Raw genomic sequence first — 26,098 nt, forward strand, 5'->3', positions numbered from 1 at the left:
CTGAAACTCAGTATGTTGTTTAAGAACTGAACAACATGGGGCTACCATGTCTTCTCATCGAATTAAGCAACAAAGCCTCGTGTTACTTTTCTGCTACTGACAAGCGCAAGTATCACCACGATGACAGCACCAGCGATAGCCACGTGAATTATTGAGATTTGTTCCATTTACCCAGCCTATTGATTGCTTGTTATTTTGATATAAATACAACATAGCGCATATTCAACAACAGATTTCTAGGCCAGATCACAGACCTCGAACTCACCAAGTGGCCACCAACCCTTTAACATATTATTTTTAAAGGCTTCGTGGCCACTTTACTGTATTTACGTCCCCGCCACCTGACATAAACGCTACGTAAATAACATTACAAATCAACCAGATAGCCCCAAGACCCACTCTATGGGAATCCGTGAGATTCTATTTCCTGTCCTATTTTGGGCTCTGACTACATAATCCTTCCTGACTGAGCAGTTCGCTCACATATTGAAACATTTGATAAGGACTAAACCATGGAAAACAGAATCCCAGCTTCCATCCAAAAAGATATTAAGATTCTGACTAACCTACTGGTTGGTAACGAAAACTCTCTGGTTAACGAGCAAGATGAAACTGTAGAACTGGTCGCATACGGAGACTCTGAATTTGGCGGCCTGATCATGGCCTTTAACAACTCTGAGTCGCTGATCTGTACTAACGGAGAGTATGACCACGAACGTTTCTTAAGACTGACCGATCACTTCAGAACAGAATCTGAACATCTAGTAGGTAATACCCACATACTGACAACTAAAGTAACCTTCGAGGGTGTAGAACCTGCGGAATTTGAAGCCGTGTACGACTTTGACAATAACAAAGGACTGCCTCTGCAGATGTACCAAGCTTATGAGTACCTTCGCTCCAACCTTTCGCTTCCGTTGGACATTATGCTGGAAATATTTGGTGCGATTACCAGTGCAATCACATTCCACCAAGAGGAGTTATTTCATACCGGACTAGCCGGAACGATGGGCGACCACTTTGATGTCGAAAGAGCTATTGCCCACGATGTAAGACTTCAACACCAAAGCGACTAACACTTAAGTCTGTTTATTCAGACCGCACGAAAAATAAACACATATTAATTAAGCAACTAGCCGTGAAATATCGGTGACGGCCTCTTGCACCCTGAAATCACCGCTTAAGTTATTAAGCGGCCAATACAACACGGAGATTTATTATGAACAATTCAGTACAAGCTATTATTCCGAAGCCACTGACAGCCTATGTTGAGGCATATTTAGGTCTTATCACCGACCCGTTCTACTCGAATGAAGACCTGGGCATTAACCCAAATAAAAACCGAATATCTATCGGGGCAGAAAATATTGGTCCAGGTGCCTTTAGTATTTGTCACAATTCAGATGTTTTCACGAATGATCAGGAAGAAAACGCTCGTCGCATAAATCATTTCATCGACAGTGAGTTTCTCATCTATTTCGAAGTTCCAGAAGAACTCGACGCGCACTCAGAGTTTGCAGGCATCCACTTTGAAGATAAAGAGTTCTGGTCATCTTATGATTATCAAATGCCTGGATATCCGCAGTTCCTATACGACTTTCTCTCACATTTGATTGAAAGCAAGTCCTATTCCGTCGAAGGCACGCTTGCCATCTTTGGAAGCCTATTACATCAAATCACCGTGCCTTACTGGGGTGAGTTCATGGATGAAGAAGAGCTCCAACAAACCGAGGTTTCTCGTCTCCTTGGACTGCATTTTGACATTGTAACCGCTGTACGACATGACCTCGACTACAGTCAGCAACACCACTCAAAGATTACACAACCAGCTGAAGCTTAATGAATTAGCACTCAGTGGGAATGGGTGAGACACACTCTGATAGGACGAAATCACAATTCCATTTACATTCTACGGGTGGCCCCAGAGAGGCCCCCATTCAACAAATTTTTATGTTTAGAAGGATTCAATATGAACACTAATATCCAAACTAATGCTGTCACAACTGTCGTATCTGGTGCCCTTTCTCCGGAAGCATCATTAAACGATACACAAAAGAAACTCCAGACACTTAAAGATCGTGCCGCCGCTAATACCGTGCCAAGCCAAACCGTACTTGAACAAGCAAGAGTGGGCGAAAGCGCAACTCCCTTCATGGCTTTTTCCGTTGAGCATGAAGATGTGAATATTCACTGGATTGATACGCCAGAGAAGAAAGGCTACATCCTGTGTAACGGTAATGGTTGCCCGCTATGTCGTGCTGGCAACAAAGCATACAACCGCCTACTGCTACCTGTATTTAACTTCAGCTCTCGTCAAGTTGAGATTCTGGCAATCACCGATGCTACCCATCCCAAAGCAGCTCTGCCGCAAATCCTGCCAGTTTTTGATGCTGTAGAGCCAATGATGATACTCATGAGTCGTCACCGTAACAGCTATACCGTGGATTTAAAACCGATACCTGAGAACATCGATCTGGGCCAGTCAGAGATCGAAGTTTTTAATAATGCCTACGCTAACGGGGAGTTTAAACTGAGCGACGTGTTCCAGAAGTGTTCTAGCGAAGAGCTGGCAGCAATACCGAGTATCCAAGTGATGCTTCAATGTTATGGCTACACGGCGGCTTAACAATGAACTCGTCTCTGAATCAAATCAGCAGCGCTATGGCGCTTGCTGGTTTCAGAAAAGAAAATAATGGTCTCTATGTCCTGTCACTTCTTAAGAAGCACCCTCACCTGCTGATTAACTGGGCGGTAGGTGTGGGTAAATCTACCAATATGGATCAAGTGATAGAATATGGCATAGAATCAGGTCAGTATGATTTGATCATCGTGCTGGCCCCCACTCGCGCTATCATCAATGAGCGCGACTATATCCAGTTCCCGCCTGAAAATATCAAAATCACTAATCTCCGCCCGCGTCCTAAAGAGCTGTGCGGTAAGCAGCGCAATGCTGACTGGGCGGACTATGAACAGCGTGGCCTTTCTATACTTGGTAAACGCACTATTTGCGCCTTATGTCCTAATCAAGAGAAATGCCACTGGAAAGATCAATTTGGTGATGTTTTGCGCGGCACCCAAGTGCTCTTCGCTACCCAAGCCCATTTGACAAATGACTTGAATTTTATTGCTCGAATGAAAGCTAAGTGTGAAGCTCAGAATGTACTGGTTATTTTTGATGAAGCGACGGTATCGCTAACACCATATAGCCGCACTATCACGCAAGAAGAAATAGCGAACCTAATCTTCTGTTTGTGCGAATCAGACATCTCTCAGAAGCGCAAGGCCGCCAGCGTGTTTGCCTTGCAAAGCCTACTCAATGCAGCAACAGATGACCTGAGAGAGCCTGACGTATGGTCTATGCCCTCGATCTATCCGACGGAAATCCGAGAGCTGGTTACTATTGGGGAGCGCCACTGGCCGGGAGAATTCCGCAACATTCACTTTGACCTGCAAGCACTGATGAATTCGCCTTTAGATTCACGCGAGAAAACCGAGTTCGGTGATATACGCTTTTCTGCAACACCACTTGCGGCGGACTGCGATGTTCTACTCTACAGCGGCACGACTCATGAAACATTGCTGAACCATAAGCTGGGGCTTAATTTTCACAATTTCTATCAGGACACAGCCTTTAAAGGCGATGGTACTCAGTGGCTGAATATTGCCTCTTCTCTGGGTACATCTGGTCATTTCCTGAAGAACTCCCCACAGATATTGGACTTTTTTCTTGAGTTAACTCTCAAGCGCATCCGGGAAGGTAAACGAGTGCTGCTGATCTCAAAGAAAAAGCATAAGCAATATTGCATTGATACGCTGAATGAGATGCTAACCGTCCGTAGTATAGATGATGTTCAAATCGTCGATGGCGAAGAATACGATTCCAATGGCACCATCACTCAGATACCAGTCATCCACTACGGTGTAATTGGCATTAACCAGTTCGAGCAATTCGACTGTGCTTACTGTCTGAATAGCTACTACGTTACCAAAACCATATTAGCGAATGCCCTACAAGACATGCGAGCCAGTGATGAGCAGCTGGAAATGGAAATCAAAGTACTGCCGAACCCTCGCCGCCGTCATGCCCGCATTGCTGACAATAAGTACCGATATACCGATGTAGCTCAACTGACTGACCCGATGTTGCAGACCCTAGAAATGGGCACCGTGATACAGGCTGTAGGCCGAGTGCGTCCTTTCACATCGCCATGTGAGGTTATTACTTTCCAGAACAATCCGCACCCTAACTATCAGTACGATGCTGAGTTCAACAATCTGGCAGAAATACGCGAGCACTTCGGCATTGATAGTCAGCGCGCACGAACAACTGGTACTAAAAAGCAAGAAATACAGCAACTTAAACAACAAAGCTTAACACAAAAGCAAGTTGCTGAGCAGTTGGGTATAGGCGTTCGCACCGTCCGTCGCTACTGGAGTGGCCAAAAGTCCTAATAAAACCATTTTTATAGGGTTGCTGGCCACCCGGAGGCCCTACGTTTCCAAGAGAGAATATTGATTATGAATTTATTGCCCGCACTAGCAAAACGATTTAACGAAGCCGAATTCGAGCCAAAGAAAAGTGCTATTATATTGCCAATGCTGCCACCACTAGATTCAGCGGCGGTGACGTACATTGGAACCCAAGAAGACTTGGAAGATCTGATACATCTAGCTCATCAGTTGCCATTGACCGGCGTGTCACTAGACTTTGAGTTTAAGTTCAGCCGCCTCGCAATCCCACTTCGAGGTAACAAGCAAAAACAGGATATCCGAAGTATTCAACCCCTATTGATGGCTGTTACTTTGATGACCAACACAGGCAATCAGTTGCATCTTCACAATTATGTTATTGATTTAACTAAACTCAAAGATACGAAACGACTTCAGCCATTACTTGATCTACCCACGACCTATATCGCCCACCATGCCAAAGCCGAGTTACATTGTCTCTGGCAACTGGGTCTGACTGAGCCTCGCACTATCTGGGACACCTGTATCGCCGAGAGAGCACGATATCTGGGCCTGCATGTGTTTGACAATGATCAGGTATTTGATTCAGAGAACGCAGAGATTTGCGCCAGAGCAGAGCACGCTGAAAACAATCGGATCCGTTATGCATTGAATACCGTGGCGAGCCGCTATGATATTCACCACCGATTCAATTTGGTGAAATCAGACTTGCAGCACTCCTTTATTGACTATGACAGTGGAGAATTTACCAGCGAGCAGATCCACTATGCAGCTGAAGACGCTATTGTTGCAGCAAAGCTTTACCTTTCTCAGATGCAGCAGTTAACCCTCCAGGGAAGTTACCACCACCTTATCACGGTGGAGATGCCCTGGACCATCACCAATGCAGCCATGGAGTGGCATGGGGTGAGTGTTGATCGGGAAAAATGCAACGCTGTGCTCAATGCCAGTACGCCTAAGCTGGAAGCGCTCAGAAGTCAGCTGGCACAAATGGGGTTAGACAATCCCAATAGTCACCAACAAAAAGAAACGTTTTTCCGTCAACTCAACTTACTCGATCATTTTAACAAGGGCGGCAAATACAGCTTCAAGTTACAACTATTGAAAGATCTGGCCCATATCCACCCTGCTATCGGCCTACTGGCTGAATTTAGCAAGGTTCAAGCCATTGAGAGAGATATACTGCTTCGGCCTACTATTATCGGTTCCGATAGTCGCGTGCACCCAGAGCACAAACAGCTGGAAGTCGTAACCGGGAGACAATCTTGTGCCAGCCCGAACCTGCTCGGACTACCTGGCGCAATGCGCCCACTCATCATCCCGAAGACAGGAAATGGAATCGGTGAAGCGGACTATTCCCAGATTGAAGTCGGCATCACAGCTGCGGTCTACAGCGATAAGAATCTGATTGCTAAGTTCAACGCGGGGGATATCTACACAGTCATGGCTCAGGAGTTCTATGCCAACGACCTGGATGACGAAGATCGGCAATGCGATTCCGACACTTTCAAGCATAAGCACAAAGACAAGCGGGATATCATGAAAACATGTGTACTCGGTATTCTGTACGGCCTATCCCCCTTCGGACTGGGTAGCCGTCTTGAGATATCAGAACTCGAAGCCAAACAGTTGATGAATCGGTTCCTAGCTATGTTTCCTACCCTGAAACACATGATGGAAACCGCGCCACAACAAGCAGCATATCGGGGTTGTGTGAGCACCAGTACCGGATTACATCGCCACCGTTCTAATAGCGGTGCACTAAGCCGCCACGAGACAAACTGGATGGTGAATATGCCTGTTCAAGGAACAGCTGCCGCTCTGTTTAAGATCGCGGGGAATCGACTCTACCAACTTTACAAGCCCTATGGTGCTAAGCTGATCTTGGCTATGCATGATGCCTTTATCTTCGAAGCCCCATTAGACAAGATGCCAGAGGTTGGACGATTGACAATCGACGTGATGATTCAGACTGTGGTTGAATTCTTCCCTGAACTCAAGCCACGCATCGACCTGAATGACTCTGCCACTCATTGCTGGACTAAAGATGGGGATGCAGGCAGTGTTGAACGTTGGATTGCAGAGCGTTAACAGTATATGGAGGGGTTAGCAATGCTACCCCCACAATCAGCCTTTAGCATCTGATTACGACTATTCAGAACCCGCGTAATATTTTAGTAATTCACCTGGCTTTTTGATCTTGCTGAGCCAACGATTTACCGATTTTGATTTATCACCCTGACCATCTGACAAATTAAATTTATCGATGATTTCATACACTAACTGTGTTTGCGCATACTCTTTTTCATCGTTGGTCATGTGGTAGAGCCAGCCTTTTAAGAACACCAGCTTAACTGTTTCCTGAGACAGGTAGACTTTTTCCATGTCTTGTTTGTCTGTCGTGCTCTCTGCCTTCTTTTTACGCCCAGCCTTACCAAGCTGGTTAGCTAAGAAAAGATCGGGACACTTTACCTGTCTTTTCTTCTTCGTTGATCTTTCCTGCACTTGCTCTTCTTCAGCTTTCTCTATCAAAGAGTAAATCAGAGGGAGCAAGCGCTTAGCTTGATTTAAGGTCCATAACGATTCATGCTCTTTCAGGAAGTGAGTCAAGTTGAGCGCCAGTACTGCAAAAACATGGTGCCCTCGGATTTTCGTATCTGACGTAAGATCTTTTGTCACCTCCGATACGGTCCCTTTATCAACACAGTACTGCGTCAATTGAAACCAACTTTCTTTGCTTCTCTCTAAAGCAAGCTCATATGGCGGCACAAATGGCTTTGTCGGTTCATCTTCGTCAATAAGCGCCATTATTTCTGAAAACTCAATACTGGATACCATATCTGATACCAAGGTATCGATGCTTCGCAACGCTTTGCCTATCAGCTCATACAGCCGCTCATCTTGCTGGCTATGCTCAACAAGTCTCGGAAGAACATTCATCACGATCGAGAAGTTTCTCTCACTCACATTCAGCAAAAATTTGCAATGCTCAGTACAGTGGCGAAGATAAAGCTTCATCAAGGATCCATAAAACAGATCTAACTGAGACCAGCCGTACGCTTCTGTTCCAGGTAAGTGTGTTCTTTTATGTTTTGGATGGAATACGTCCAGATCATCTCCGTACAACTTTTTCATAGTAATAATATCTGGATCGCTGCTACTGATTATGTAACCCATTGCCCCTCTCTTTTCCCAGCCAAATCAAAGGCGCATAGTACAGCAATTGGGAATGACCACCAATCCTATTACATGACTTTAAAAGACTCTTAACCACGTGGTATCTCCAACTCCGTGGCGATTGCTGCTGGCGTGTATGGCGGCTCAAACTTAGTCAAGATGTATAACCAAGGCGATCTATACACAGCCATGGCGCAAGAGTTCTTTTGTGATGAGTTAGAATCAGAATGCCGCAGCTGCGATTCGTCGGCCTTCAAAGAAAAATATTCTGAGAAACGATCCATCATGAAGCAATGCACACTTGGCCTAATTTACGGTATCACCAGCATTGGAATAGCGAAAAAACTCAATATCAGTGTCAACAAGGCCTCGGAACTGATGAATAAGTTTCTATCGATGTTTCCCGAACTACAAAAAGCCATTGAGAGAATGCCCCAGTATGGCGCTCTGCGAGGCCATGTAAGCACTGCAACGGGATTGCACCGATACCGCCAATTGGACGCTAAGCGCGGCCATACTGAGAAAAACTGGATGGTGAACATGCCAGTGCAAGGTACAGCTGCGGCACTGTTCAAAGCAGCCGGAAATCGACTTCATCAATTGTATAAAGGTTACGACGCCAAATTGATCGTTGCGATGCACGATGCCTTTGTTTTCGAAGCACCGAAAAAACACCTAAGCGCAGTCAGCGAGTTAACTGCACAGATCATGACCCAAGTAGTGCAGGAGATGTACCCTCAGTTGAAGATAAGAGCCGATATCAACATAAGCCAACCAGATTGTTGGACCAAAGATGGTGATCCGAACACACTTGATGTGTGGCTAGCTAAATGACCAGAACTGGACGCAAGGCCTAATGGATTTAGTATTAAGGTTTTGTGTCCACTTTTTCTGTTTCTCAAATAGTGATTAGTGGGCAAATCGATACTTAGTTGATTGGATAGCTCTCTTAGTGGTACCAATTCCCTAGCACACTTATGCCCCCTTTTCTTGTTATCACTGAAGCTAATTAATTTCTCTTGGATGAAAGTTCCCCTTACCCAAAGTTTTCCGAGGGCGCGTCGAAGTAAGCAATTTAAAAATTATGCGTCATTTTGTAATCTAAGATCCAACAACTCTCGTTAACCTATTGATTATCAAATGAACTATGATTGGAAAGGCTGCATGATAGGAGTATGAAAAGCTGCTAAAAGAGTTAAAAGCATTCTATAGTGGAGAAATAATGTTCGAGTTTCAGAGAAATAAAGCAGAATATTTGTATCACCATACAAAAAGTTATACCGCGATTAACTTTATCCTCAAGAATAACGTTTATTTTAAAATGCAATCAAGTGTGTATACTATATGCCGTTCAATGGGGCTAAAAATAAAGGAACTATATGTTTAATAATAAATTACTTTTAGTAGGGTTGTCGTTAGCTGCGTTGGGTGGCTGTACATCTGTTCAATACAATGGTTCGCCAGCGAACTCGGTCACTAAAGTTGACTATCCATCTGTTGGTGAAGTTAAAACAGCTTATGTCGGAGACCATTTGGTTAGCAAAGGCACAATGGCTGAAATGAGCGTATTACGCGTATCAAGCATGATTAAAAGTTTGGCGTATGACATACCTCAGGGTGACTACAATCAACTCGGATACGATAACAAGCAACAGTTTTTCTCTCCTGTTGGCGTTATTAAAGCGGCATTAGCGGACCCTATACAGGGCATTGCCGTAGAAAATAATCAACAAAATGAAGTTTGTTTTGTAACCATCTTTGGTGCGAAGTCTTGTGTAGATGATGCTTATGGTAAGTTTACTATCACTAAGAAAATGTCCCAGTTCCAAGACAGTTTCCAACAGACTTTGATATACAGCGGTAAGGTAGGAAATAAAATCAATATTAGTTACCGTGAGTTTTCCAATGACATGGCAAGACCAGCTTTTAATAATGAAGCAGAGTATGACCTAAGTGAGTCGAATCAAATTGGTTATAAGGGCGCTGTGATTGATGTTTTGGAAGCCGACAATACCAAAATTACATATCGGCTTATCAGAAACTTTCCAAACTAAATATTAGCCCACGAAGAGGTATAGTTTTTGGGAATGGTTGTACAGACTCAGATATATCTTCAATTTGATCTGCTCCAGTCAGAGTGGACACTGAACTTAAGTGAATTTTCCATACTTGAAGTTATTCGTGTTTTGCTACTTTAAGTAGAAACTCTAAGTAACTTCTGTCCAAAAATAATTTGGAGACACTCAGAACTCAAAAATCAAGTGTAATCACTGCGTGAACGAAAGTGGACGACATTCCTTAATGAGTCATTTACTAAGGAAACACGTCCACTTTTGTGAGCCTCATTGCCCCTTAACAAAAAAAAGCAGAGGGTTCTCCCCTGCTCTTCTGGCGCTCAGTCAATCATCTATAACCTCGTCGGCGACAATACCGATCAAAAACCCAGCAACTCCACCAGCTAAAGCACCGTAGGCCCCATAGTACCTAGCTCCGAGAGCTGCACCTATTTTCGCTGCACGAATACCTGTGTTCTTTTTGGATTGGGATGACGATTGTGAAAAGGTTCTGCTTTGCATGTTTGCCTCTTTTATATATGAAAAAGGACCATGCTCAGTAAAGAACATGGTCCTCTAATTTTTTGTAACACTGCTTAGTGAGAGTGACCACACACCTGACAGCTACCATCATCATAAGCACGCTCACCGCATGCCGGACAGGTTGTTACTAGGGTTGTGATTGATTTAATCGTCATATAAAGACTCCTTATTGTTTATTGGATGAAGTAATGGGGTGTTGCGAAGCTCATTGATACCTCGGCCTAGAGAGTCCAATTCGAAACCGATGTACCTTGAGCCAAGCTCCGCAACGAAACTTATTGTGCTTTACCTTTAGGGGTATCTAGACCGCATTTCGCCACATCCATGACTTTGCCATTCATGGTTCCACAGGCATCGGCATACCACTCAATACGTGGGCCAGACTGAGAGTAAACTTGTTTACCTGCTTTCCCATTCCAGGATTTTTCTATCTTCGAAATGTCAGCCGGATTACCGCCGAGCGTACCGCCAGCGAATGATGATGTGGTAGCGAATAGACACGTTAGACCTAGCAGGATGATTGATTTTTTCATTGTGTTGTTTCCTTGAATACGTCATGACGCCATCGGTAAAGGCACCGAAAGCGAGAATGGTTAATAGTTTAAAGAGGGTGATCGACAGGTAGTGTCGAGACGAGTGAATCAATTTCACTCAAGTTATATATGCCTTGTCAGACATACGCTGTGGCGACCAATAAAAGCTATAGCAATATCAGTAACCTTATGAAGTTTAGCTAGAAATAATCGGATTCTCTCAAAGCACGACATGCCCTGACGAGTGGTCTATCTAAAATGCGTAGCATGAAAGAACACGACACCCTAGCGAAAAGACTTGGTATTATTTTGACCCGTTTGAATACGGGAGAACGGCTATATCTGGAAGAATTGAGGCGAGAGTTCGGTGTGAGTGAAAGAACCCTGCAGAGGGATTTCAATGAGCGATTAAATTACCTCCCTATTCAACGCGAAGGTGCATGTTATTTTCTTGATCCAAAAGTCTTGGGTAAGCAGACTAACCACGAAATATCAACATTACTTGCCAACATGGGACTCGACACCCTGTTTTCAGGCAAGCACTACCTGAGTAACGGAGTGCTTAACAACAAACCGACGACGCCGTTTCTATTCAAGAACCCACGGATTGAAGACATCAGCGAAAACGCTTCTATGTTCCAGAAACTTATCGAATCGGTTCAACTACGGCACGTAATCAGCTTTGTCTGCGATGGACAGGCCTATGATCAGTTCCACCCATACCGGTTGGTGAACGATAGAGGACTCTGGTATCTCGCCGGAGCACACAGAAACCGCCTAGATTTACTCAGAGTTGCCAGAATTTCCGAGTTAGTCCGATATGAGGACAAATACTCTCCCGATACTAACGTCGAGCAGAGCATCACTGGTTGGCGATCAGATGTTGAGTTAATAACTCCTGTTGACGTGGTTATACAGATTCGGGGACGAATTGCCGATGCCTTCTTCAATGAAAGCACCGACCATGATTTTCGAATGTTGAAAGTACTGGATTCCGGAGACGTATTAGCCTGTAACCAAACCAATAACATTCCACACTTGCTTCGTCAGCTAAAGGCGTGGCTTCCTGATGCAGAGGTATTGTCACCCGACTGGTTGCGGTACCAGTTGAAGCAAGAACTTCAGATCTACCTGAACACCGTCATGTAAAAGCCACAGTTCCTAGTCAATCACCGTCTAAATCTTGGTGTTGGCTGACATCTCCGTCGTAGACACCCCGCTACATAATCAAGCCGCGAGTTACCCAACTCCTCGGCCCTAGCCTTGAACATTCCAGTATGAGCCATTTTCTTGTCTTTCCATGCTCCGCATACAAAGCCCTTGACTTGATGGAATCGTAGACTGATACCGAATAAGGGAAAACTTAAAACGTTGCTATTTTTTAGTACATCCTAATAAACTAATAAATAACCCGCTAGGGGCCGAATTGTTAATAATATATAGCTATTGAAATTACAGATTCAATCACCTCTGGCTATCGTTAGAGTGCATCACGTTTAACGAAAATTGTCCGTTTGGCGATCCATTACCCTTCCTCATTGCCAGTAATAGTAATGGGGCCGGAATAGCCGATTACTAATCCGTCCCCCATCAACCGGCCAGTTCACCTTATAACAATGTGATTTAGGCTCCGTGGCCGCTTTGACCTTCCACAAACACAACGCACCTGTTTTCAGCCCTTGCTTTTACATGTAGCCATGAGTCGAACGCTAACTTTCTCGGGAATTTTCCCTGACAGTTCCAACTACTGATTTGACACAAGGTCATTCAGATCTCCTCCTTTGGCTTTGAAGTTCAAGGATTTTCTAATCCCTTGGCTCGGTGACCAGTAATGAAAAGGCAAAAGCCATCGCACCTTGTTTTCACTGGCATGATGGCTTGTCCAATGTACAGACCAGAGCAACGTGAAAATTTCTCCTGTTCATTTCTTGTCCCGGTCTGGTCGTTCCTTCAGTCCACAGTTAGCTTAACGTCATCGTAAGCTTCCATTGCTACATAGCTGATAAAGTTAGCCTGGTAAGTTTTAAAGAAGTCCTGCACATCTGGCCTGCTTAGTGGTACTTCGCCCATGAACCGGATGAAAGCGACATCGTGAGTCACATCGAAATCAATTTCTTTCTCAAGTTCAGAGTAAAGGCCAGCATAGGAAAAGTCAGTCAGGTAAGCCAGATGCCAGCAGTTATCTTTTTTCTCAAAACGTAGCTCTACTGGGTGAAATCCTCCATCTTCGGGTGTATATAAACTATCACGGTAATTAAGCGTAATTGCGGTAACGTCATTGTTGATTTGATGTTTACTGACTTCTTCATTAATTAGTTGTTTAAAAGCATCAGACACAGGTAGCCCTAGCTTTTCGCCATAGGTCAGTTTCATAATAATTTCTCTTTGATTTTTCGAGGATTGCGCTCTTGATTAGTGCGCAGTATGAAAGGGGTTTATGCGGTAGTTTCGGTGGAGGTGTCAGCGTCAACTAATGCGAGCAGTTGATCACGACGTTCATCAAAATTTGTCGACAGAACGTGAAGAAACAGACTATTCGGCGCAGCCTTTATTAGTCCAATCGTATCAGATCTCAGTGCACTAGCTGTAAACGAGGGATTATTAGCACTTCCGCCGATTATTGCTGGTTTTAACACTGTACTTTTAAATGATTTATCTTTGTACTCCTTAAGAATATTTATCAATTTTCTTATTGAAATGAGTTCTTTGGTAAATAAGCCCCCACTATCATTGCCCGTTAGCTTTAGATGCAGTTCTTCATCTTCTATTGTTTTGACCAAGTCGAAATAAATGTAACTCTCGCTCTTTGGACTAAGCTTTTTAGCTTTCCCTGATAGCAAAGTGGCAGTATTCTCACACTCTATTGCTTCCTGATTACCTTGGTCTTGTGTCTCTTGTACTTTCTCCGGTTCCATTCCTGTCTGTAAGTTTTCTTCCATAACTTCTACCTCGCTATCGGCTTTATTTTTATTACTGGCGGTTTTGCGGGACATAGATATTTATCCTTATTGTTTGGCTTGAGTTATAGCGACTCTGCGTGCGGTAACAAAACCTGTACAGGGTGAGACGTATTTGATGTCGGACTAACTAAATAAACGCCGCCCCCTGCTGATGTGATGATGGCAAGGGCAATGATAAAATCCGTGTCAGTACTGTTAATAAGGTAAACCGTTTCGGGGTAGTTTTGTACAAAACGAATAAGATGCTGAACACTCTCTGGTTGCTGATTAATGGATTCATCCGTATCTGACTCTTCGATTAATATCAGGCTAGTGCTAACCTCTTGCCAGAATTCAGCAGTAATTACATCATCAAATTCGAATGGTTCAGTCATGTGGTGTCGTAAAGCTGCTATCGTCTCTTTCGATAATGGTAGAGAGTCAAGCTCATTGAATTGTGTGATTATTTTCATTTTCAAAACTCCATATATAAGAAAGCCCGAACTCATTCGTTGAGTTCGGGCTTGATATGTTGATTTAATATCGAAGCGATTAGGCTTCGTCGATTAATTGGATTAGAACTTGCGAAGATTGACGAAGAGACTCATTCCCAGCTCTCGCATAACGCATTGTGCTACTAATGGACTTATGGCCGAGAAGTTGCTTTAGCACACCAACATCAACGCCTGCAGATATAAGTGATGATGCATAAGAGTGACGTGCTGTATGAAAAACGATCTGATCGGGTTCTTTAAGCATCAATTCTTTTTTGATCTTGTTGAACAAATGTCGAGGTTGGCTGATGTGTGACTTTTCTTTTTGCCCTGGAAATACATATGGGTTCCCCTTCTTCTTGAGCCTTAGCAAAAAACGAAACTCTTGAATCGCCTGGGGTGTAAGCTGGATCTGGTGTTGAAACCCATTCTTTGAGTCTTCCCTTGGTATACGCATCACACCATTTTCAAGGTCAATATTTGGCCAACGAGCAGCCCTGAGACTGCGTTCTCTGCATCCCAGCATGAAAAGCAGAATAATAAACCGGCTACGAATAGGACAATAATCCGGTTTTCTTAGCTCTTCGAAAATCCGTTTTATCTCCTGAGGCGATAGCCATCGCTCCCTAGCTCCTGTTTCTGGAAACAACTTAACACGAGCCGCAACGTTGGGAATGGAGTACTCTTCTTCTATCATGCGGCCCATTAGCTTGAGCAAACATAACACACGGTTAATTGTTGAACGACTTAGCTTCTTACCACGTAAATGAACCTTATCCATCAATCCTGCAACCATGGACTGTATGTGTGAAACTTTAAGCTGGTCATAACTGATATCCCAAATATCAACACAGTGGTTAAATCTTGCTATATCATGACGCCAGCTTTTCTTGCGTGACTTAGAAATTTTAATGAAGTGATTGTTGAAGTATTCAGATACAGTAGGTATGTCTGGTTTGACGGTTGAGTTTTTTGGATCTATTCCTTCAGCAACCATTAGCTTAATACGTTGCGCTTGCTTCCTTGCATCCGCCAAGGAAACTTCTGGAAACGTACCAAGAGATAAAGAGCCTTTTTTACCATTCAAAGTATATCGAACCAACCACTTCTTTCGCCCATTTTTACCAACCAGAACCTTGAAGCCCGATAATTCGGAACAGGAATACTCTGCTTCAGTGGACCGAGAATTAGGATCATTGGAAGGTAAGCTAGTGATCTTAGCCGTAGTGAATTTAAAACGTTTCTCCATATTAAGTGAACCTCTTTACTGGCTTACTCAATAAGAATATATGTCTAATTTTTGTACTAATCCGGAAGAAAGTCGGACACGAAGCCTAATGTAATACAGACAAGTCAGGCTTCACATCTATTCCAGGTTACTGACAAAGAAAGTTCAACTGTTTTACTCTCTCAACGTATCGTACCAAAAACTACCTTCAGGTGTTTTCCGGTCATTCCCTACTTTAATAACGGTAATTCCTGAATGGTCTTTCAACCTCAATCTTTCTTGATAATACTCTTTAAGCTTTAAATCAGATTCTGCACCAAAGTCATTTGTGTAGTGAAAAATAACTAGTTCCTTTCCATCATCTTCTATACAAGAACGGAATAGGCCATTAATATGCCCGTCATCCACATTAAAACCATAGCCTATAACTGCGACTACATCAGACTCCTTTAGGTTATTGTATAATTTCACATAACGTTCAGACATTTTAATTGATGTGAGAGGTTTAATCCCACTTTGAGTAAATAAAAATGGAACTGTAAAATGCTGACTATCGGCTGAGATTTCTTTAGATACAATAGTATTTAGGTAAGGATCATAGCAGTCATCAACTGAACCATTCAAATAATAAACATCTTCATCTGATATTGTTCCGATAAAGTTGTTATAGTTCGTTGTACCAATAGCCTTAATTTCATGCTCTTCTTTAATATTTAGAATATCATGATAGTAACCATCACCACTTATTATTTTCTCATGGAATTTATCAGCTATAGATGATATATATCGTTGAGCCGTATTCAAAAATATATTTATCTTGCAAAATTTGGCCCAATCTGTTTTTGGGCTATAAAGATAGCGCCAGTTAGAATCAATCAGTGATTGATAGTCTAGTGAAGCAGCAAAGATATCTTCAAGAATTTCTAGGGCAAATGCACATATAAGGTGTTCATCACTTGTATCAGCTGTTATTGCAATTGGCTCGCCATCTAAGATAACTTCGAGGCCTGTCAAACCTGCCCCTCTATAATCTAAAGAAAAAATAGCCCCGAGATCATCAAATATGTCAATCTCATCAGGTTTCTTTTCAAAAATGCCATCATTTAAATTATGCACTAATTCTTCGCCACAAGCCCCTATAAGCAGCTCAAGGACAGAACGACAAAAGTCACGGCACCTTTTTCTTATAAAGAAGTTTTCATCCGTGGATGGGAGCTCAAGTGCTTTCAAGTAACTCGAGAAAAAGTCGCTTGAGAACAGTTGATTATAATCTCCCAAAATACCAGAAATTCTAATTTCATGGCTAAATGTTTCTGAACCAAATGATATACCCAAAACCCTTTCAAAAGCTTCGCGTATGTTTCTATCAAATGTTTCATCAAACTTACGGGCTAATTCTGAGACTCTAGAGTCAAATTCTGATAGATATCTAATAATATCAAAACGTTTGTACTCTAAACTACTTTTAACCAAGCTTTCATATTGAGTTCTACCAAATGATGATATGGGCTTCTTCTCATAGTCTTGTGGTAGCCAATTCTTGGCATAATTTGAGCGTTTATTGACTTTTTCCCTTGCTTCTCTTAACCGTTTTTTGTCTTCAGCAACATCCATTCTAAATATGTCGAGGGCAAATTTCCCTCCTGACGGTAAACCATAGCCAATTTCGGCACCAGCACCAAAAAACAATGATACTTTACTCATTAACTCGCCCTTTTCCAAATATGAATCTTGAATGTCTTCAACAAACAGGTTTTCGATAGACATATTTCAAGCTGATCTTTAGCACACAATCATATCAACACGCTGCATAAGAAAGATATTCCAGCATGCGCATACTTGCCAAAAATTGTGAACTGATAACGTTTGGGCCGGGATGATTACTAGTTAATTTTCTATAAAGTGGACACTAACCCTTAAGTAAAAACTTTTATTAGGTTTCGCGTCCGCTTCATCACGCCCCACCAGACCGGACACAGACAAGAGACCCACAGCAATTCAGCCTTGGCTATATTGGCACGTAAATCACGCACAGTTCATCAGCACAGGAGATTCTTGACACTTTAATCGCACAGGAAATCTGCACAGAGAACAGGAGATAGACAGGAGGTAGGTTTGAGGAGAAGGCTTACCCTGAATTTCAGGTACAAAAAAACCAGCATTAAGCCGGCTTGATATGATTTTTACTGATTACGACACCGCAATTTTTCTAGGATTTTTAAATCCCTTGTGTCTACCAATTCCACCACCAGGGCAACGCAATCATGCGATGGGTTAGACACCATCTGTCTCAGCGACCTTTGCCGTGAGAACGAGGCGTACTTTAACGGATTAATTTATCTGGTCAACAATAAATTTTATCTTTTTGATTTAAGTGCTTAAAAAGCGATCTGCCTAGTATATTTGGCATTCAATTAGACCAATAAGCACCCGTTCCCTTTCATTGTCTATTAAGTCATACGCATACTAGTGCCCGTAACTGCTTCGAGGTAAACACGCGACTATCACGTTATGAACGCTGATCTTTTCACCGCTGTAACATCTGTAACAATTTGATTCCCTACTCTTGGCACGACTGCGTACAGAACATCATATTTTGTTACCGATAACTTTATATCGAATGTGGTCGTACCTTTATAAAATCATTGACTTTTTTTATTTTCAAACAAAGCTCAATTCATTATCGAAAATATCAATAAATAATGGTACGTTACACGAGTTGCAGTAATTTAATGGACATATATCACATATAAGGATGTGGTTTACTTTGGCGACACAACATAAGAAAAACAAGGTATATCACTAATGTCTATCAAGAATCTTTCTATAGCGAAAAAGATATCGCTATCGTTTTTACTCATTGCCATCGTCAACATTGCATTTGGCGTGTTTTTATCTACAGAGCTCAAAAGCATCAAATCTGAACTTTTAAACTATACCGATGATACGCTTCCTGCAATGGAAAGGGTCGATTCGATTCGAGACCACTTGTCTCGCTGGCGCCGAGCTCAATTTGCTGCGTACACTTATGAAGACGCAGACCAAGTCAAAACTAAAATTTCTAACAATATTAGAGAACGCGAAAAGATCACTAGAGAGCTCAACGCTTACGGTGAAACTATCTGGCCTGGCGAAGAGCAGCAAACTTACCAGCGTCTTATGCGTCAGTGGAAAAAGTACTTGGATACTATGGACCAGTACAATGAAGCGATGCTAGCTAACGACAAAAGCAAGGCCCACCCTATTTTGGCGAACTCTTTGTCTGCTTTCGAAGCGGTTGACTCAGAGTTAGGCGAACTAATCCGTCTCCTTAAAGAAGCTATGGACAGCAACAAAACTCATATCCTGTCCTCTGTAAATGGATTGAGTAATTCTTCAATTGCAAGTAACGTGATTATTCTACTGATCATGGTAGGCATGACATACGTGCTGACTCGGCTAATTTGTGGCCCACTTAAACTTGTTGTTGAGCAAGCAAATGCCATCGCGACAGGTGATCTATCAAGTGACATTGACCGTAAAGCAATCGGCAATGATGAGCTTGGTGAACTGGCAGACGCGACCACTAAGATGCAAGATGACTTACGCCAAGTTATCGATAATGTGATTGCTGCAGTTACTCAGTTAAGCAGCGCTGTCGAAGAGATGAACCAAATCTCCGATATTTCTGCGTCTGGTATGAAAGATCAACAGCTGCAAATTACGCACATCGCAACAGCAATGACAGAAATGAAAGCGGCCGTAACCGATGTTGCTCGTAACACTGAAGACTCAGCGAACCAAGCTAACGAAGCAAACCGCCGCACACAACACGGTGTTCGTGAAACCCAAGGTATGGTTGACGCGATTCAAGAAGTTTCAAACGTAATTGGCGCTGCAGGCGATACCGTAGCAGAGCTTGAACAGCAATCGAATAAAATTAACGTGATCGTGGATGTTATCCGCGACATCGCCGATCAAACCAACCTACTTGCACTTAATGCAGCCATTGAAGCGGCGCGTGCTGGTGAGTCTGGTCGTGGCTTTGCCGTCGTTGCAGACGAAGTTCGAACTCTTGCTGGCCGTACGCAAGATTCAACGAGTGAAATCACTTCGATCATTGAGCAGCTACAATCACTTGCAAAAGACGCAAAATCAGCCACTGAACTTTCTAGAACCAGTATCTCAGAATGTGCAGAACAAGGCATTCAATCAAAACAGCTGATGAGCGACATTGAGCATTCGATTTCGGACATCTCAGACATGGGTACCCAAATCGCCACGGCTTGTAACCAGCAAGACTCTGTTGCGGAAGAGCTTAACCGCAGCATTGAAAACATACATTTAGCATCTCAAGAGGTCTCGCAAGGCTCGGAGCAAACCGCACAGGCGTGCCGCGAACTAAGCCAGCTATCCATTTCTCTTAAAGATGTAATGAGCCGCTTTAAACTGAGTTAAACTCAGTGGGTACCTTAGTAGATATCAAATCAATCCCGATTTGCTTAAATTGAATGTCATCACTGAGGTATATTTAGGTATATATTAAATCACCATCTTAATAAACGCTCCAAAGCACCACTTGGAGCGTTTTACTTCGTCAGGTACTTTCCCCAAGTACTCAATAACATAACCAATACAAAAAACGCGTACGGAGACTTTATGCGCTTAAATAAAACCTTACTATCACTGACTATCGCTGCTGCAATCGCGGTTCCTGTAATGCAAGCTACTGCTGCTCCTCTTCAAATTAGCAATACAGCAGCAAAAGCAGAGCAAGTTCAAGGTGCTAACGCTTGGCTAGAAATAAACTTAGGTCAGTTCCGCGATAATATTGAGCAGTTTAAATCGCACATGGATGGCAAAACGAAAATTTGTGCCGTGATGAAAGCCGACGCATACGGCAATGGTATCGCAGGCCTGATGCCGACTATTATCGAGCAACAAATTCCTTGCGTTGCCGTTGCAAGTAACGCCGAAGCACAAACTGTTCGCGACAGTGGCTTTAAAGGCCAACTTATGCGTGTACGCTCAGCGGATATTGGCGAGATTGAAGCCGCAATCAACCTAAATGTCGAAGAGTTGATAGGCACAGCAGAGCAAGCTAAAGCACTGTCTAAACTAGCCGAGAAAGCTGGTAAAGAAATCAAAGTTCACCTTGCTCTGAACGACGGTGGTATGGGACGTAATGGTGTTGATATGACGACAGAAGCAGGCAAGAAAGAAGCGCTAAAAATCGCTCAACAAGCTGGCGTAAATATTGTTGGTATCATGACTCATTTCCCTAACTACAATGCAGACGACGTGCGCCAAAAGTTAGCTTCATTCAAAGACAGTTCTGCATGGCTGATTAAAGAAGCGAATCTAAAACGCGACAACATTTTACTGCACGTAGCAAACTCTTACACCGCGCTTAATGTTCCTGAGGCGCAGCTTGATATGGTTCGTCCTGGTGGCGTTTTATACGGAGACTTACCAACTAACCCTGAGTACCCTTCTATCGTGTCTTTCAAAACACGCGTGGCATCCGTTCACCACCTGCCAAAAAATAGCACAGTCGGTTACGACAGCAGCTACACAACAAGCAAAGAAAGCTTAATGGCGAACATTCCTGTTGGTTACTCTGATGGTTATCCACGAAAAATGGGGAATACGGCAGAAGTTCTGATCAATGGCCAACGTGCAAAAGTTGCGGGCGTTGCTTCAATGAACACTACTATGGTAGATGTTACAGGTATCAAAGATGTTGAGCCTGGTTCTGAAGTTGTTTTGTTTGGCTCCCAACAAGGCAAAACGATTTCAGCTGCTGAGATGGAAAAACACGCAGAAGTCATCTTCCCTGAACTATACACGGTTTGGGGAAGCGCGAACCCTCGTGTCTACGTAAAATAAACCTATTCAGTTATTCGTAACAGAGCGAAAAAGCGAGCCTCGTGCTCGCTTTCTTTCTTATTTACTAATCTGTACTAGCTCGTGATGTTATCAATTAAACAGAGCTTACTATTTCTGTTGTTTTATTCTCCTTTAGCACTACCAAGCGCGACTCTCTACACTCTGTTTCTTAAAGCCGCTTGGATGGCTCAATTTTATATAGCACTTAGAGTTTGAAAGCCCCTCCAATTGATGTTAAACATGAAGTTTACAAAAGAATAACAAACACACTCGTATGGCACTGCCCCTTTGCCTGCTAGCTAGGTATCTCTATGACAGAAAATACTCAACATCTTCAACGCTCCTCCACTGAGTTGCACGAATTTAATCGGCTTGACGTCTGGAACGGCTTCACCCAACTTTTACCCCTCTCTATGTTCGTGGTCATATTTGGCCTCGCTTTCGGTGTTGCTGCGGTACAGACTGGACTAGATGTATTTCCCACTATGTTGATGAGCACACTGGTCTTCGCCGGTGCTTCACAATTTGCCACGTTAGAAATGTGGGGAGCAGAAGTCCCTCTCATTCCAGTTCTTATTACTGTATTTGCTATTAATGCTCGTCACCTCTTGATGGGAGCTACACTTTATCCATGGTTACGACAACTCCCACCAACAAAACGTTACGGTGTAATGCTGGTAGCATCAGACGCTAACTGGGCAATGGCACTCAATGCATTTGGTAGAAAAGAACCAGGCTTTGGCTTGCTTGTTGGTGGCGGCTTAGCGATGTGGTCTTTTTGGATTGTGGGCACCTGGATCGGCATTTATTTTGGTAGCGCAATCAAAGATCCGGTGGGCCTAGGGCTCGATATGGTTATGGGATGCTTCCTGCTGTCTATGGTGGTGGCCGGGCCGAAAGACTTAAGAATCTTTGCTATTTGGGCCATAGCAGCAGCCTCTTCTATGTTGGCGTATTGGTATTTGCCAGAGAATAGCCACGTAGTGGTTGGCGCCATTACTGGCGGAGTCTTGGGTGCTTGTTGGAAGGAGAAGAAAGCATGAACATCGAAACAACCTTAGGTGGCACACTGCTTATCATTATCGCTATGGCGTTAGTCACGCTCATAACCCGCTGGGGCGGAGTGTATGTTATGTCATTCATTCCAATTAGCGAACGGGTTCAACGTTTCATTACTGCGATGTCAGGCTCCGTATTGGTTGCCCTTTTAGCTCCGCTAGCAGTAGAGGGTGATAACGGTGCTAGAGCAGCACTGTTTTCTACTGCCGTTGTCATGTTCATCGTGAAAAAGCCTCTACCCGCAATCGCAGCAGGCATCATCGCCGCCGCTGCAGTACGTGCTCTTTAGTCGTTGTTTCAAAGCCGATACCAGTCATCAATAAAAGACCCAAAACACAAAGCCCTGATGTCACAAGTGTCATCAGGGCTTATCTTATGCTCATCATTTTAACGATGAACAACGATTATTAATCATGGTGAGACAGCACATTACGCACAGCAGTTACAATTGCGCTTATATTTGTCCATTTTACCAATACCAGGGTTAAAGGTATTGGTTGGGTCTAATTCGTGGTAAAACTTCTGCAACGAGTTTTCGGCTTCATACAAGTGACCCACGTTATGTTCTGCTGGGTATTTGGCACCACGGCTATTGAGGTGCTCAAGCATCAGCTTTTTCATCAACTTCGTGTCAGTCCCTTTTTTGAAAATGTAATCTTGATGGAAGACGTAACACATAAAGTGACCATAATAGAGCGCTTGAACAAGGTTCTTACTTACCTCTTCAGGCAAAGTTTCTAGCCACTCTTCATCATTACGTCGCAAAGCGATATCAAGTGCAACGATGTCTTCTACGTCTTTTCGGTGAATCGTCTCGTAACGAATTGCTGCACCTGCTGCTGCAAAGCGATGTAAATAAGCTTTTTTACCCTCTTCCGGCGTACACTCGAAGAAATCACAGTCGTCTTCAACAGCCCAAACTTCTTTGAGGTATTTTTGTGCTTCAGCAATACCACCATCACTCATTTTCAATACCAGGTGATGCTCATACTTGTCACGGAAATCCAGCATTCGCTCTGGTAAATGTTGTGGGAACAACTTGCTCGCGTAGTACAGAATGGTGTCTGGCAGATATTTACTGACAAACGGGATGCGCTCTAAGAAGTTTTCTACCTTAGCTTTAAGTGCGAACATTTTTGGCAGCTTATCTGTGCCTAACAAGTCGATGGATAAGAACACATCCTTGCCGTACTTCTCTGCCATGTTGAAGATATCTCGATGCAAGTATTCTCCCATCTCAGGCAAGTTATCAAACGTAGATAAGAAGTCTTTTCGCAACTTCGTTAGTTTCGCAGGGTCATTGGTGCCAAGGTAAAAAACCTGCTCTTTTTCGGGTACTGGGTAGCTGTCAACCCGAACGGCAAAAACACCCAACTTGCCAGCACAGCCACTGGCTTCAAATAATCGGCGTTCATCGGCATTAAAGCGAGAAGGAATGTCAGAAGTCACGTCTCGAACACGTTCATCGTATTCTCTGTCTGATGCCATTCGCTCATCATGAATGATCTTCGCTGGGTCAAAGTTCCCTTCTTGCAGGTTTGTTAGAATTTCTTCTGGCGTTTCACCTAATCCTTCAATACCAAGGTGGTTCACCAAATGTAACTGGCCTTGCTTATCGACCTGCGCGTAGATCGCCAGTTCCGTATAAGCAGGACCACGCTTAACTAGCGCACCGCCTGAGTTATTGGCGATACCACCGACCACAGTGGCACCTAGCGATGAAGAGCCGATGATAGAATGCGGTGCTCGGTTCACTGCCTTCAACTCTTTCTCCAAAGAGTGTAAGCTCGCACCAGGCAAGCAAACCGCCTGCTTACCACCATCTAATAAGTGAATCTTCTTGATTTTGGTAATATTGATCACAACCACATCGCGATCATAATCATTACCACTCGGAGCTGAGCCCTCTGTTAAACCTGTTTTAGCCGCCTGCATGATAATGATGCAGTTTGCTTCAACACACTGTTTAATAATCTTCCATTGTTCTAGAAGAGTGTTAGGAAACACGATAGCAAGCGCATTACCACTACCCGAACGAAACCCCGAGCGGTAATATTTCGTTTTAACCTCGTCGGTTAGAACATTTTCTTCCCCCACGATGGTTTTAAATTCTTCAATCAGCTGCTTTTGTTTCATATCCGTATCTCTAGTTATTGTACTTCGCTCACAACACCGCTTAGCGGCAGGCATGGCGTTTGAGCCACTATAAGCAGTCCATTTCTCTGCGTCTATGTCAGGCGGACGAACAATACGTAATCAATAAACAACAAACAAAATAATTCTTTATTTTTCTGTTACTTATCTTTCACATTTGAGAAATTTAACGTAAGAAACAGACCGTTTCTTAAAAGAAACAATAGCAAAACCATTTGTTAACAGTTGTGCGGGGTATCTTGTTATCAATATTAGTGAAGAAAACGAGGAGAAGCGTAAGCTCCTAAATTTAAGAGGACTCTTAGAAATGAAGATGGAAACATAAGCTCAACACCAACATAACGATCGGTGTTGAGTTATTGGCTTAAAATCGATGGTTTTGACTTTGAAAGCTTGTGTATAGATGATCGATAAAGATCTTAATTTTTTCTGGTTGCTGACGAGTGTAAGGGTACACCGCATAAATACCCAAACATTTGGCTGTTTCGTCTTTAAATAACTGAATCAGACTGCCTTGCTTTAAGTCTTCATAAACCAATACACGCGGCACATAGATGATTCCCTGCCCTAACAGCGCCACATTTCTCAATACAGAAGAATTGTTAGTACAGAGGTTACCGTCGACGGTGATTTGATATACCTCGTCTCCATCTTTAAACGCCCACTCATGCGCTCCGGTTTCTTGGTAGGAATAGACCAAACAATTGTGTTTAGCCAAGGCTTGAGGTTGTTTAGGTATGCCATGTTTAGCTAGGTATTGGGGTGACGCGCAAATGATCCAATTTGCATCCACCAGCTTTCTTGCAATCAGACTAGAATCTGGCAACACACCCGTTCTAATTGCCAAATCAAAACGTTCATTCACGATATCGACGAAACGATTATCTAGATCCATATCGATATTGATGTCTGGGTATTTCTGATTAAATTCATTAATCACTTGAGGAAGAATTAATTCACCAGAGATAGTAGGCACCGAAATTTTAATGTTTCCAGATAAGTTTTTACCTAAACCCACAATGGATTCTTCCGCCGTTGCCACCGCTTGATAAACCGCTTTTGCATGAGTAAAAAACGCTCGTCCTGCTTCAGTCAACGTTAGCGTTCGCGTTGTTCGGTAGAGAAGCTGTACACCAAGCTCTTGTTCAAGCTTGGCAATCCGTTTACTGACGACCGATTTGGTCAGTGACATATGTCTCGCGGCAGCACTGAATGAACCTTGCTCGATCAAGTGATAAAAAATGATGTAATCGTCGGTATTTCTCATGCGTCTTCGTCAAATCCTTTGGAAGCCCGTATTGTAAACTGAAATTGGCTGAGGTGCGAAACATCGGGTCACACTTAATATCAGAAACTCGTGACAGAGATGGGGTTGCTAAGCTCACAGGTAATGAAAAAGAGATGGTGTGAATTTATCAGTCTTCAGATACAAAAAAACCAGCTTTCGCTGGTTTTAAGTTGATGCACTTGGCATCGAGATACCGCCATGGCCATATCTGAATAATTTGGAGCGACACACGAGGTTCGAACTCGTGACCTCAACCTTGGCAAGGTTGCGCTCTACCAACTGAGCTAGTGT

At 43.2% G+C, this 26,098-nt stretch carries 22 protein-coding genes; 12 read left to right on the top strand and 10 right to left on the bottom strand.

Features of this window, described 5'->3' with window-relative positions:
* Positions 1 to 512 precede the first annotated feature (512 nt).
* The 5 genes from R7E78_RS22460 (at position 513) to R7E78_RS22480 (ending at position 6,561) form a co-directional block, all read left to right on the top strand.
* A complete protein-coding gene (locus tag R7E78_RS22460) occupies positions 513 to 1,076 on the top strand; it encodes a hypothetical protein (RefSeq protein WP_169643913.1) in 564 nt (187 codons plus the stop codon).
* Between the two features lie 143 nt (positions 1,077 to 1,219).
* A complete protein-coding gene (locus R7E78_RS22465; protein WP_169643911.1) occupies positions 1,220 to 1,840 on the top strand; it encodes a hypothetical protein in 621 nt (206 codons plus the stop codon).
* Positions 1,841 to 1,969: 129 nt separating this feature from the next.
* Positions 1,970 to 2,626 carry a hypothetical protein gene (locus tag R7E78_RS22470; protein ID WP_169643909.1) on the top strand — a complete coding sequence of 219 codons (657 nt, stop codon included), beginning with the start codon at positions 1,970 to 1,972 and terminating at the stop codon, positions 2,624 to 2,626.
* A 2-nt stretch (positions 2,627 to 2,628) separates the two neighbouring features.
* On the top strand, positions 2,629 to 4,452 hold the full coding sequence (locus tag R7E78_RS22475) for a helix-turn-helix transcriptional regulator (protein WP_169643915.1): 1,824 nt from the start codon (positions 2,629 to 2,631) through the stop codon (positions 4,450 to 4,452).
* 66 nt (positions 4,453 to 4,518) lie between these two features.
* Entirely contained in the window at positions 4,519 to 6,561 is a 2,043-nt protein-coding gene (locus R7E78_RS22480) for a DNA polymerase (RefSeq protein WP_213965039.1), read from the top strand.
* Positions 6,562 to 6,621: 60 nt separating this feature from the next.
* On the opposite strand, the gene R7E78_RS22485 is transcribed toward R7E78_RS22480, so the two are convergent.
* Positions 6,622 to 7,647 (bottom strand): hypothetical protein, encoded by a 1,026-nt coding sequence (locus R7E78_RS22485; protein ID WP_169643906.1) that lies wholly within the window; start codon positions 7,645 to 7,647, stop codon positions 6,622 to 6,624.
* A gap of 114 nt (positions 7,648 to 7,761) precedes the next feature.
* Between R7E78_RS22485 and R7E78_RS22490 the strand changes: the two genes are divergently transcribed.
* Complete coding sequence (locus tag R7E78_RS22490; protein WP_225492308.1) at positions 7,762 to 8,481, top strand: DNA polymerase; 720 nt, start codon at positions 7,762 to 7,764, stop codon at positions 8,479 to 8,481.
* Between the two features lie 545 nt (positions 8,482 to 9,026).
* The gene (locus R7E78_RS22495; RefSeq protein ID WP_025607861.1) at positions 9,027 to 9,701 is read left to right on the top strand and encodes a hypothetical protein; all 675 of its coding nucleotides are present in this window, start codon (positions 9,027 to 9,029) and stop codon (positions 9,699 to 9,701) included.
* 345 nt (positions 9,702 to 10,046) lie between these two features.
* Here the strand turns inward: R7E78_RS22495 and R7E78_RS22500 are convergent, their stop codons facing one another.
* On the bottom strand, positions 10,047 to 10,223 hold the full coding sequence (locus R7E78_RS22500) for a hypothetical protein (protein WP_019280745.1): 177 nt from the start codon (positions 10,221 to 10,223) through the stop codon (positions 10,047 to 10,049).
* Positions 10,224 to 10,519: 296 nt separating this feature from the next.
* The gene (locus R7E78_RS22505) at positions 10,520 to 10,777 is read right to left on the bottom strand and encodes a hypothetical protein (protein ID WP_169644533.1); all 258 of its coding nucleotides are present in this window, start codon (positions 10,775 to 10,777) and stop codon (positions 10,520 to 10,522) included.
* 267 nt (positions 10,778 to 11,044) lie between these two features.
* Between R7E78_RS22505 and R7E78_RS22510 the strand changes: the two genes are divergently transcribed.
* Entirely contained in the window at positions 11,045 to 11,926 is an 882-nt protein-coding gene (locus R7E78_RS22510) for a helix-turn-helix transcriptional regulator (protein WP_169644535.1), read from the top strand.
* An 801-nt stretch (positions 11,927 to 12,727) separates the two neighbouring features.
* On the opposite strand, the gene R7E78_RS22515 is transcribed toward R7E78_RS22510, so the two are convergent.
* From R7E78_RS22515 to R7E78_RS22535, 5 genes are all read right to left on the bottom strand, one after another.
* Positions 12,728 to 13,150 carry a DUF2787 family protein gene (locus R7E78_RS22515; protein WP_169644537.1) on the bottom strand — a complete coding sequence of 141 codons (423 nt, stop codon included), beginning with the start codon at positions 13,148 to 13,150 and terminating at the stop codon, positions 12,728 to 12,730.
* Positions 13,151 to 13,212: 62 nt separating this feature from the next.
* Complete coding sequence (locus tag R7E78_RS22520; RefSeq protein WP_169644539.1) at positions 13,213 to 13,770, bottom strand: hypothetical protein; 558 nt, start codon at positions 13,768 to 13,770, stop codon at positions 13,213 to 13,215.
* Between the two features lie 29 nt (positions 13,771 to 13,799).
* Positions 13,800 to 14,189: a hypothetical protein gene (locus tag R7E78_RS22525; RefSeq protein ID WP_169644541.1), complete on the bottom strand. Its 390-nt coding sequence runs from the start codon at positions 14,187 to 14,189 to the stop codon at positions 13,800 to 13,802.
* Between the two features lie 79 nt (positions 14,190 to 14,268).
* Positions 14,269 to 15,459, bottom strand: a complete 1,191-nt coding sequence (locus R7E78_RS22530; protein WP_169644543.1) for a site-specific integrase — start codon at positions 15,457 to 15,459, stop codon at positions 14,269 to 14,271.
* A 153-nt stretch (positions 15,460 to 15,612) separates the two neighbouring features.
* On the bottom strand, positions 15,613 to 17,205 hold the full coding sequence (locus R7E78_RS22535; RefSeq protein ID WP_212734075.1) for a hypothetical protein: 1,593 nt from the start codon (positions 17,203 to 17,205) through the stop codon (positions 15,613 to 15,615).
* 1,038 nt (positions 17,206 to 18,243) lie between these two features.
* Between R7E78_RS22535 and R7E78_RS22540 the strand changes: the two genes are divergently transcribed.
* From R7E78_RS22540 to R7E78_RS22555, 4 genes are all read left to right on the top strand, one after another.
* A complete protein-coding gene (locus R7E78_RS22540; protein ID WP_318058263.1) occupies positions 18,244 to 19,875 on the top strand; it encodes a methyl-accepting chemotaxis protein in 1,632 nt (543 codons plus the stop codon).
* 201 nt (positions 19,876 to 20,076) lie between these two features.
* The gene (gene alr, locus R7E78_RS22545; protein WP_025767730.1) at positions 20,077 to 21,306 is read left to right on the top strand and encodes an alanine racemase; all 1,230 of its coding nucleotides are present in this window, start codon (positions 20,077 to 20,079) and stop codon (positions 21,304 to 21,306) included.
* Positions 21,307 to 21,617: 311 nt separating this feature from the next.
* The gene (locus tag R7E78_RS22550) at positions 21,618 to 22,349 is read left to right on the top strand and encodes an AzlC family ABC transporter permease (RefSeq protein WP_017820197.1); all 732 of its coding nucleotides are present in this window, start codon (positions 21,618 to 21,620) and stop codon (positions 22,347 to 22,349) included.
* Positions 22,346 to 22,654: an AzlD family protein gene (locus R7E78_RS22555; protein ID WP_017820198.1), complete on the top strand. Its 309-nt coding sequence runs from the start codon at positions 22,346 to 22,348 to the stop codon at positions 22,652 to 22,654. Before R7E78_RS22550 ends, R7E78_RS22555 begins: the two co-directional genes overlap by 4 nt.
* Positions 22,655 to 22,794: 140 nt before the next feature.
* Here R7E78_RS22555 and dld read toward each other — a convergent pair whose 3' ends face one another.
* Complete coding sequence (gene dld / locus R7E78_RS22560; protein WP_065275338.1) at positions 22,795 to 24,501, bottom strand: D-lactate dehydrogenase; 1,707 nt, start codon at positions 24,499 to 24,501, stop codon at positions 22,795 to 22,797.
* Positions 24,502 to 24,883: 382 nt separating this feature from the next.
* Entirely contained in the window at positions 24,884 to 25,786 is a 903-nt protein-coding gene (locus R7E78_RS22565) for a LysR family transcriptional regulator (protein ID WP_017633645.1), read from the bottom strand.
* Between the last annotated feature and the right edge of the window lie 312 nt (positions 25,787 to 26,098).

Source organism: Vibrio sp. YT-19(2023), assembly GCF_033337395.1.